General features: G+C 28.8%; 9 protein-coding genes. 8 read left to right on the top strand and 1 reads right to left on the bottom strand.

Annotation, left to right across the window (positions count from 1 at the left end):
• Positions 1-140: 140 nt before the first annotated feature.
• The 8 genes from fba to ON17_RS00550 all read left to right on the top strand — a co-directional run bounded on the left by fba (position 141) and on the right by ON17_RS00550 (position 8,704).
• Positions 141-1,007, top strand: coding sequence for a class II fructose-1,6-bisphosphate aldolase (fba, locus tag ON17_RS00585; RefSeq protein ID WP_017191540.1), 867 nt, complete (start codon positions 141-143; stop codon positions 1,005-1,007).
• Between the two features lie 42 nt (positions 1,008-1,049).
• On the top strand, positions 1,050-2,027 hold the full coding sequence (locus tag ON17_RS00580; RefSeq protein ID WP_017191539.1) for an ATP-dependent 6-phosphofructokinase: 978 nt from the start codon (positions 1,050-1,052) through the stop codon (positions 2,025-2,027).
• A 51-nt stretch (positions 2,028-2,078) separates the two neighbouring features.
• Positions 2,079-3,554, top strand: coding sequence for an MATE family efflux transporter (locus ON17_RS00575; protein ID WP_017191538.1), 1,476 nt, complete (start codon positions 2,079-2,081; stop codon positions 3,552-3,554).
• Positions 3,554-4,753, top strand: coding sequence for a phosphoglycerate kinase (locus ON17_RS00570; RefSeq protein ID WP_026071979.1), 1,200 nt, complete (start codon positions 3,554-3,556; stop codon positions 4,751-4,753). The genes ON17_RS00575 and ON17_RS00570 overlap by 1 nt, the downstream gene beginning before the upstream one ends.
• A gap of 42 nt (positions 4,754-4,795) precedes the next feature.
• Positions 4,796-5,809 (top strand): type I glyceraldehyde-3-phosphate dehydrogenase, encoded by a 1,014-nt coding sequence (gap, locus tag ON17_RS00565; RefSeq protein ID WP_017191536.1) that lies wholly within the window; start codon positions 4,796-4,798, stop codon positions 5,807-5,809.
• A 195-nt stretch (positions 5,810-6,004) separates the two neighbouring features.
• A complete protein-coding gene (locus ON17_RS00560; RefSeq protein WP_017191535.1) occupies positions 6,005-7,288 on the top strand; it encodes a glucose-6-phosphate isomerase in 1,284 nt (427 codons plus the stop codon).
• A 660-nt stretch (positions 7,289-7,948) separates the two neighbouring features.
• Positions 7,949-8,359: a transporter substrate-binding domain-containing protein gene (locus tag ON17_RS00555; protein WP_083858408.1), complete on the top strand. Its 411-nt coding sequence runs from the start codon at positions 7,949-7,951 to the stop codon at positions 8,357-8,359.
• A 153-nt stretch (positions 8,360-8,512) separates the two neighbouring features.
• Positions 8,513-8,704, top strand: coding sequence for a hypothetical protein (locus ON17_RS00550; protein WP_017191532.1), 192 nt, complete (start codon positions 8,513-8,515; stop codon positions 8,702-8,704).
• A gap of 294 nt (positions 8,705-8,998) precedes the next feature.
• Here ON17_RS00550 and ON17_RS00545 read toward each other — a convergent pair whose 3' ends face one another.
• Positions 8,999-9,937, bottom strand: coding sequence for an IS3 family transposase (locus tag ON17_RS00545; protein ID WP_017191531.1), 939 nt, complete (start codon positions 9,935-9,937; stop codon positions 8,999-9,001).
• Between the last annotated feature and the right edge of the window lie 197 nt (positions 9,938-10,134).

Genomic DNA, 10,134 nt, shown 5'->3' with positions numbered 1-10,134 from the left:
ATAAAAATTGTTTTATAAATTGAATTATCAATCATAATTCATTTATAAATAAATTTATGTTGTAATGTGTAATTTTATATATAAAACCTATCAAGGATGTTTTATTATATAATAAAATACATTTAAGAAAGGATTTTTCAGTGTTAACTTCCGATAAAAAAGTTATTTTAAAAGCTCACCAAGAAGGTTATGCGATCGCTCAAGTAAATATTAATAATTTAGAATGGATTAAAGCTGCTTTACAAACTGTAGAAGAATTAAAATCACCGGTTATTTTAGGAGTGTCAGAAGGTGCTGCTAAATATATGGGAGGTTTTAAAACTGTTGTTGCTATGGTAAAAGAATTAGATGCTTTTTATAATATTAGTGTTCCTGTAATACTTCATTTAGATCACGGTTCTTTTGAAGGCGCTCAAGAAGCTCTTAAAGCTGGTTTTACTTCTGTTATGTTTGATGGAAGTCATTACCCCTTTGAAGAAAATTTAGAAAAAACTCGTCAAATAACTCAACTATGTCGTGAAAAATCAGTTTTACTGGAAGCCGAAGTAGGCGGTATCGGCGGAGAAGAAGATGGAGTAGTTGGTCAAGGTGAAATTGCTGACCCTAATAAATGTAAACAAATAACAGAATTAGGCATTGATATGTTAGCTGCTGGTATCGGCAACGTCCATGGCAAATATCCAGATAATTGGAAAGGTCTAGATTTCGATGTTTTTGTTAAAATTAGATCTTTGACTAAAAAACAAGTCCCTTTAGTTCTTCACGGTGGAACTGGCATTCCTGAACACATGATTAAAAAAGCTATTTCTTTAGGAGTGGTTAAAATCAATGTTAATACTGAATTTCAATTAGTTTTCGCTGCAGCTATACGTAAATATATTGAAGAAGGCAAAGATTTAGTTAATAAAGGATATGATCCAAGAAAATTATTAAATCCAGGCTTTTTAGCTATTAAAAAAGAATTAAAACATAAATTAACTTTATTTGGTTCCGTTAATAAAGCATAATTTCAAAAAATAACATTTATAAGAAAAAAGGTTATATTAATAATGAAAAATGAACAAAATTTAGAAAAAATTGCTGTTTTAACTTCAGGCGGAGATGCTCCGGGGATGAACGCTGCTATTAGAGCAGTCGTTATGACAGGAACTAATCAAAATTATGAAGTTTATGGCGTAAAAGACGGTTATTTAGGTTTATATAACAATCAAATAGAATTGTTAACACCTGATTCTTTAGACAGAATTATCAACGTATCAGGTACTTTTTTAGGTACTTCACGTTTTTTACCTTTTCAAAATGAATTAAAAGTTCGTCAAGCATGTGCTAAAAATTTAACTGATTTAGGGATTACTAAATTAGTGGTTATTGGTGGAGATGGTTCTTATCATGGAGCTATGAAGCTAGATGAATTAAATATTAAATGTGTAGGCATTCCTGCTACGATAGATAACGATATTAATGCTACAGATTATACAGTTGGCTTTAGTACGGCTTTAAATAACGTAGTGGATGCGATTGAAAAATTACGCGATACTTCTATTTCTCATCGTAGATGCAGCATTATCGAAGTAATGGGCAGACACAAAGGTGATTTAGCTTTATACGGCGGACTTGCTGGTGGAGTGGATATGATTGTTACAAGCGAAAAATCTTTAGATAAACAAACTATTTTTGATAAAGTTAAAGAATTATACGAAAAGAACCAAAGACAAGCTATTATAGTGGTGACAGAACATATTTTCGCAGTTAATGAATTAGCTAAAGAAGTGGAAAAATATAGTGGTTTTGAAACAAGAGCTCAAATTTTAGGACACATTCAAAGAGGTGGAACTCCTACAGCTGAAGATATAATTTTAGCCAACAGAATGGGCAGTTATGCAGTTGATTTGTTAAAAAAAGACATTCATAATTGTGGTATCGGAATTCAAGGCAACAAATTAACTCATCTTGAATTTAAAAACATTTTTGATCAACCCTATGTAAAAGACGAATTGTTTGATGTATTTGACAAAATAACTCAATAAAAATATTTATTTAGTTTTTTTTAATTAAGAAGTAAAGGATAAATTTTAAAAATGTCTACAAAGGTTAAACAAAAAAATTTAAACACAAACAATTCTCAACCTCAGTTTCAAGGTTCGATTTGGAAAAATTTAATCGTTATTTCTATTCCAGTCGCTATTTATTTAATATTTAAACATTTTACATCCGCAGTAGATTATTTTATTGTGGGAAATCCAACAAAAATAAATAAAAATATCGATTCAGTTATTACTTTGATGAAACAAATTGGTAAAGTTTTTCAAGCTATTGCGATGGGTTTAGGCGGTGCGGGCGTTATTTTAGTAGCCCAAGAATATAAAAAAAATAATAAAGAAAAAACACAAGAATACGTAACTTTAGCCTTTTTGTTTTCTATTATTTTAAGCCTTTTATTATCCATTGTATTCTATATTGGCGCTATAATACCTAATTTCGACCTTTTTTTACCCGTTAGTTATCGTACTGATGGTGGCGCTTTATGTTATAACATTCAATTAATATCTTTCATTTTTATGACTATTAATGTAGTGTTTATTGGAATTGAAAGAGCTAAAAATAAAACGTGTTTTGTTTTTTTCTTAAATATTTTAAACATTTCAACAAGAGTGCTTTTAGCCTTTGGTTATAAATGGTTTAGAGAAAAAGGAAATGTAAGTATTGTTGATTTGCAATTCGCTACTTTATTTTCTGATTTATTGATTACTTTTATAGCTTTTTATTTTATGTTCTTTAATAAGAAAAACGATACCAGATTAGATTTCAAAAAATTCAAATTTTCTTCTAAAGTGTTAAAAAAATTTTCTAAATTATCTGGTGGATTAGTGGTTGGCAAGGCTACTTATGAAGTTGGTAAAGCAGTGGTTAATATTTTGACGACAAAATTTTATGAACCTTATGAACCTTCTTTATTAGGAATTGCCGGTTTAGCAGCGTTAGTTAATGGTATTGTTTATTCTTTATCGCAATCTTTTGAAGATGGACAATCAGTCATGGTGTCGCAAGAATCTAGCAATCAAGATTCACGAAAAACTCTGAAAATTTTTAAAAATGTTTTCGTTATTACGACTATTTTAGGCACAGTCGGTATTTTGGTAAATCAATTTTATGGCGAAAAATTATTAAGATTTTTCAAACCAACCAAAGATTTTTCATCGGAAGAAATGCAAGGTTTTAAAACGATTTTATTTTATGAACAATTATCACTTTTCACTTCTGTATGGGCTTCAATGATGATGGGTTATATTATTTCGTACAATAAGAGCGCTAAAGTATCATTTTGGATGAATCTTTTAAGAGTTTCATTGAGAATATCTCTATTAAGTTTATTATTCCTTGCAACTGATATAAACCATTATAGTCAATTCGGTTGGAGTACGGCCGGAAGTAACATTATTGTTTTAATAGTCGTAACTGTTATCTTTGTGAAATTTATTAAAAAAAGCCATAATGAAAGTGCTCAACAAAAAATAATTAAAAAAGATTTGAAAAAAAAGGTATTTTTGGTATGATGACAAAAACCCTTTCTACAGCTAACGTTAAAAAGAAAAAAGTTTTATTACGAGCAGATTTAAATGTTCCTTTAGAGAATAAACTTATTACAGATGATAATAGAGTTAAAGCTATTTTGCCTACTTTAAAACATTTAATTCAAAATGAAGCCAAAGTAATTATTTTTTCTCATTTCGGTAGAATTAAAATCGAAGATGATAAAAAAAAATATAGCCTTGAAGTTGTGGCTCAAAATTTATCTTCTCGTTTGGATGCTAAAGTTTATTTCGTACCTCAAACAAGAGGAAAAATTTTAGAAAAAGCTATTGAAAAACTTCTCCCTGGAGAGGTCTTGATGGTTGAAAATACTCGTTTTGAAGATTTAGACAACAAAAAAGAAAGTAAAAATGACGCTGATTTAGGAAAATATTGGGCTTCTTTAGGCGATGTTTTCGTGAATGATGCATTTGGAACTTCTCATCGCAGTCATGCTTCTAACGTAGGTATTGCTCAAAATATGGAAGAAAAATATTTCGGTTTTTTAGTAGAAAAAGAAATTAATTTTCTTCATAAAATCATCAAAACACCTCAAAGACCGGTAGTAGCGGTTTTAGGTGGTTCTAAAGTATCTGATAAAATTAAAATCATTCGTAATCTTTTGAAAAAAGTTGATTTTCTTTTGATCGGGGGTGGTATGAGCTTTACCTTCTTAAAAGCGCAAGGTCATAACGTAGGCAAAAGTTTACTAGAAGAAAACGAAATACCTTTAGTGAAAGAATTATTAAGTTCTGAAGAAGGTAAGAAAATTATTTTAGGTCCAGATGTTGTTTGTGGCGAAGAATTTGCTAACGAAACTAAAGTTAGTGTTTCTGATGTTAACAATATTTCTGATAATGTGATGGGTTTAGATATTGGTCCTAAAACAGTCGCTTTATTTCAAAAATATTTAACTTTAGCTAAAACTATTGTTTGGAACGGACCTTTAGGAGTTTTTGAATTTGATAATTTCGCTCAAGGCACTAAAGAAATAGCACAAATAATAAGTCGAATGCATAATAAAGCTATTACAATCATCGGTGGTGGTGATAGTGCAGCTGCTGTCTTTAAATTTGGTTTAGACGGTCATTTTAGCCACATTTCTACTGGCGGAGGAGCCTTTTTAGAATATTTAGAAGGCAAACCAATGTTTGGGTTGGAATGTATCGAAAATATTGAATAAAAAATTTATGAAAAAATAATTTAAAAAAGGTATAAAAAAATTATGAACAAAAAAACAAAAGTAGCCATTAATGGTTTTGGACGTATAGGAAAATTATCGTTTCGTTCTATTTTTACTAACCCACAATTTGAAGTTGTTGGCATCAATGATTTATCTAATTTAGAAACAATCGCTTATTTATTAAAATACGATACTGCTCAAGGATCATATAAAACAGATTCTGTTTCTTACGAAGATAATCATTTAGTAGTGGATGGGAAAAAAATTCCTGTTTTTCAAGAAAGAAATCCTAAAGATTTGCCTTGGGGTAAATTAGATGTAGATATTGTTTTAGAATGTACTGGTTTTTTCGCTAGTAAAGAAAAAGCGGATCTACACTTACAAGCTGGAGCTAAAAAAGTTTTAATTAGTGCTCCTGCTACTGGCGATTTAAAAACAGTTGTTTACAATGTCAATGATAATGTTTTAACTAAAGATGATCACATTGTTAGTGGAGCTTCTTGCACTACTAACTGCTTGGCGCCTGTTGCGAAAGTGTTAAACGATAACTTCGGCATTAACCAAGCGTTTATGACAACAGTTCACTCTTACACAAGCGACCAAACTTTAATTGACCAAAATCATTCTAAAGGTATTTGGGCTAGACGCGGTAGAGCAGCAGCTTCTAACATGGTCCCTACTTCTACAGGAGTAGTGAAAGCTATTGGTTTAGTATTACCTGAATTAAAAGGTAAAATAGATGGTACATCTGTTAGAGTTCCAACTGTAACAGGTTCTTTAGTGGATCTTACAGCAGAATTAAACCAAGAAGTAACAGTGGAACAAGTTAATCAAGTTTTTGCTAAAAACGCTAACGAAACTTTAGGATACGTTAAAGATCCTATCGTATCTTCTGACATTGTAGGAACTGCTTATGGTTCTTTATATGACTCTAATACTTTACAAATTCTTCAAACAAAACCTAAATTTATCAAATTAATGTCTTGGTATGATAACGAAATGAGTTATGTTAGTCAATTGGTAAGATTATTACACAAAATGTCTACGTTGTTATAATTTTTAACCATAAAAACAAAACCGCTAAAAAACCAAAATACAATATGCTTTATTTATACTTTATAAAGTATATTTTGTATTTTCTTTTAAAAGATGATTTATTTTTCCATTTAGTCTAATTATTATTTATTAAAAAACAATAGTTTTTTAATAAATATATTTGCAATAATCAAAAGATAATTATGGAGTGTTGATATGAGTTTAAACTTAAATTTAGATGGAATCCAAAATTTTTTAAATTGGGATGAGGAAAGTAAAAAAATAGCTCTTCAAGTTAAAAAAAATCATCAAAAACTGCATGAAGATCAAGAATTAAAAGATACTGTTTTAGGATGGTTAACTTTACCTTTGAACGATAATGTTGAGGAAATTCAAAAAATAAAAAAATTAAAACAAGAACATCCGGATTTAGATGTGTTAGTAGTGATAGGGATTGGTGGTTCTTATTTAGGCGCTAAAGCGGGAATAGAACTGCTTCAAATTCCTTTTCAAAAAACTAAACCTGAAGTGTTATTCGCAGGCCATCAAGTGTCAGGTAATTATTTAACAAATTTGACTCATTATTTAAAAGATAAGAATTGGGCGATGAACGTTATTTCTAAATCTGGTACTACTTTAGAACCTGCTTTAGCTTTTAGAGTATTGAAAAAAGAAATAGAAGCAAAGTACGGCAAAGAAAAGGCTAAAAGACGCGTTTTTGCTACTACAGACGGTAAAAAAGGTGTTTTATTAAATATAGCTAACCAAGAAGGTTACGAAAAATTTGTTGTTCCTGACAATGTTGGCGGAAGATTCAGTGTTTTAACTGCTGTAGGATTATTACCTTTTGTTTTTGCTAATTTAGATGTAGAGGCTATGTTAAAAGGAGCTCATCAAGCTTATTTAGATTTTTCATCTGATGATTTAAATAAAAATGAAGCGTATCAATACGCAGCGGCCCGTTATCTTTTACACACTAAATTAGATAAAAAAATGGAATTATTAGTTAGTTATGAACCACATTTATTAGGTTTTTCCGAATGGTGGAAACAATTATTTGCTGAATCTGAAGGTAAAGACGAAAAAGGTCTTTTTGTAGGAGCTATTAATAACTCTACTGATCTGCATTCTTTAGGACAATTCGTCCAAGAAGGAAGTAAGTTATTTTTTGAAACAGTTTTAAATGTAGGTCATTTTGACCAAGATTTAGTCATTCCTCAAGTAGAGAATGAATTAGATGGCCTTAATTATCTAGCAGGTCAAAATTATACAGATATTAATCAAAAAATTAAAACAGCGACCAAACAAGCTCATATTGAAGGACAGGTACCAAATTTAGAATTGACTGTACCTCAATTAGACGAATATAACTTTGGTTATTTAGTTTATTTCTTTGAAAAAGCTTGCGCTATGTCTGGTTCTCTTTTAGGAATTAATCCTTTCAATCAACCAGGTGTGGAAGTTTATAAACAAAGAATGTTTGCTTTATTGAAAAAATAATTTTATTTATACAAAAAAAAGATACTTTTATAGTATCTTTTTTTTGTATAAAGGTTATATAAGATTATAAGAAATCTTTTTAAATGATAAATAAGTACCTTTTTATAGTTTTTTTTCAAACTTTCAACTTTCTTCACCAGATAATAATTATTATTTTAATATTTTACATTTTACTTTATTTTTATGTTAAACTAAATTCAATTAATAGAAAGAGGTGAAGAATTTTAATAAAAGTACACAAGTTAAAAAAAGATATTCTCTTTGAAATGAAAATATTTACTACATCAGAAACAGATTTTACTCATTTTAGTCGCCTCTTGTTGTCGCAATATATAAAAAATAGTTATAAGGTTGTTTAGGACAATACCTTATTATTTATCATTTTTAGTATCATTGTATGAATCTTATTGCGGATGAACTATAAAAATGGGAAAAAACGAAAGAGAAGGATATTATATTTGTCAAATTTAAAAGAACCTTTAAAGAAAAATCAAAAATTATGGCTCGGAGGAGAAGTAGTACTTCTTATAAGTACTTTCCATCACTTTATAGGCGACTTGTCTGAGAAATCCTAAAAATAAAGGAAATTTTTTAAAAGTAGGCATGGTAAACTAATGACCTCCTTATGCTTGATCAGGTAAAAACGATTCTCCACACAGTTTGACTGTTGAGAATAACGGAGTCCGCCTAAGCGGCACAATTCTTCTTTTGATTAGAGAAATATCGGAAGATACCAGTTTAACAATAGAAACTCATAATTATTTGTATGACGCAACGACAACAGCTATTCAAAGAGGAGAAATTGATTGTATGTTGTCAGCCGCCAAACCAAAAATCCAAAGAGATAGAATAATGAGCCCTTCTATTCCTTATTTGTCCGAAAAAGTAGGGTTAGTTGTGAGAAAAGACGATCCTCGTTATACAGATTTAGATAATTATCAAGAAATTAATAAATTAGATCTTTTAGTGAAAGACGCAAATGGTAATTATCATAATCAAGAATTAAAAACCAATTGTATGGTTTCTGCCCAATTTAAACTAACATTACCTATCTTATTAAAAACTTTGTAACGACAAAACCCTTCAGTTGAACAATACATTAAAGAAGGGCAACATCAAGAAGATTGCGCTAGAACAGTTAACACTGTAATTAACGGCTAATCCGACATTTTCGCGGTTGATTATGAAGTAGCTAAATATTATGCTAATTTACAACCAGAAAAATTGAAAACTATTAAATTAAATTTAGACGATAAAGAACTTGAAAACAAATTGGTTATCGGACTTTATAATATTTATGTGAAAAAAGGAAACGATGTATTGTTGGCAACAATAAATAAAGGGATTAGAAAAGCGTTATATCGTGATTACGAAGGTCTGGACTGTTTCTTTTTTTTAGACAATTTTTGTCTCTAAAATTATTCTTTAAAACTTAAAATTAAGTGATAATTTCATATCTTTTCAAACTAACAAAGTATTTTTCATTAGACGAAAAAGTGTCTAATGTTTTTTTATAATTTGCTAGTTTCAAAAGATATTTTTTCTAATATTTTATCTCTTCATTATATAGTTAGGTAAAAAAAGTTAAAAAGTCATATACAAAATGAAAAGAAAATGATTTTTTTATTAATTATATTATTTTATTGAAAAAAAGGCGCAATAAAGATACCTTTTTTAAAAGGTTTAATTAAAAAGATATTTGTAAATAATTTATCTTAAGTTTTGAGAATATTGAGAAGGAGATGAATAGTTTAATTTAGTTAATAACCATTTTTGATTCCAAAAATTAGGAAATTGATTAATGATAGTTTTTATTTTTGCTGAAGATTTTTGGAATAAAAAAGGATGACGGTGTTCTAAGATACTTTTCATTTGGCCGAAAAGATTCTCAATAACCGCGTTATCACGTGGAGTTGCTTTACGAGACATGATTAAAAATCCTTTTTTGGTTAAGGTTTGTTGGACTTTTTGCGATTGATAAACTGTACCTTGGTCAGAGTGGATAATACAAGGATTTTTTAGTTTAGGAATTTTTTTGATAGTGTTTAAAATTAAATCCTTATTTTGTTGCTTAGAAACATGAGAAGCGACTATTTTATTATTAAAAGAGTCGATAATACAAGAAAAATATAAAAATCCTTGGGGAGTTTTAAAATAAGTGATGTCGGTAAATAGTTTTTGCATTGGCGCAGCGCTTTTAAAATCTTGGTTAATTAAATTAGGGACTATGTTTAAATTATCCTTTAAAGAACGATAATGATATTTATTTTTTTGGATTCTAAGACGACAACAAATGTCGTTTGCTTTCATAATGAGATAAACTTTTTTCTTAGTGATGAATTCATTAAATATGTTTTGGTATAAATGAGTGATTTTACGATGACCAAAGAAATATTCATATGTTTGACACAAAGCTTGGATGCGTTTTTGTTGTAAAAGATATTTTGCCTGTTTTTCTTGGTGTTTTGTTTTAACTTTTAACCAATAATAATAGGTACTGCGTTTAATCTTAATTGTTTGTAAAATGGTGGTTAAATTTAAATCTTTTTGAAATTTGGCCACCAAATTAAAGATAATTTTTTTATCTAGCTTTTCTATTTTATGAATTATTTGTTGTAATAAGTTGATTTTTTGTTTTAATTTTGTCATTTTAACACCAATTTATCTGCTAATTTTTAATTATATCAACCATTATAACTCTTTAAAGGTTTTTTAATGCTATTAAATAATTATTAATTTTGTTTTTAACTAATATATATTATTTATTTAAACACACAACACAAACCTATAACTGGTAAGGCAGTTATTTTAAAAATTAAAGTTTATTTAATTATTAAAATAAATTT

The organism is Poinsettia branch-inducing phytoplasma str. JR1, from assembly GCF_000309465.1.
Classification (GTDB): domain Bacteria; phylum Bacillota_I; class Bacilli_A; order Acholeplasmatales; family Acholeplasmataceae; genus Phytoplasma; species Phytoplasma pruni.
Note: the sequence above shows the minus strand (reverse complement) of the source record. Positions and strands in the feature narration are given on the sequence as shown.

What these genes read in the sequence shown, in the direction of transcription:
- ON17_RS00570 (WP_026071979.1), top strand. Translation starts at nt 3,554, where the DNA reads ATGACAAAAACCCTTTCTACAGCTAACGTTAAAAAGAAAAAAGTTTTA.
- ON17_RS00580 (WP_017191539.1), top strand. Translation starts at nt 1,050, where the DNA reads ATGAAAAATGAACAAAATTTAGAAAAAATTGCTGTTTTAACTTCAGGC.
- gap (WP_017191536.1), top strand. Translation starts at nt 4,796, where the DNA reads ATGAACAAAAAAACAAAAGTAGCCATTAATGGTTTTGGACGTATAGGA.
- ON17_RS00575 (WP_017191538.1), top strand. Translation starts at nt 2,079, where the DNA reads ATGTCTACAAAGGTTAAACAAAAAAATTTAAACACAAACAATTCTCAA.
- ON17_RS00560 (WP_017191535.1), top strand. Translation starts at nt 6,005, where the DNA reads ATGAGTTTAAACTTAAATTTAGATGGAATCCAAAATTTTTTAAATTGG.
- ON17_RS00545 (WP_017191531.1), bottom strand. Translation starts at nt 9,937, where the DNA reads ATGACAAAATTAAAACAAAAAATCAACTTATTACAACAAATAATTCAT.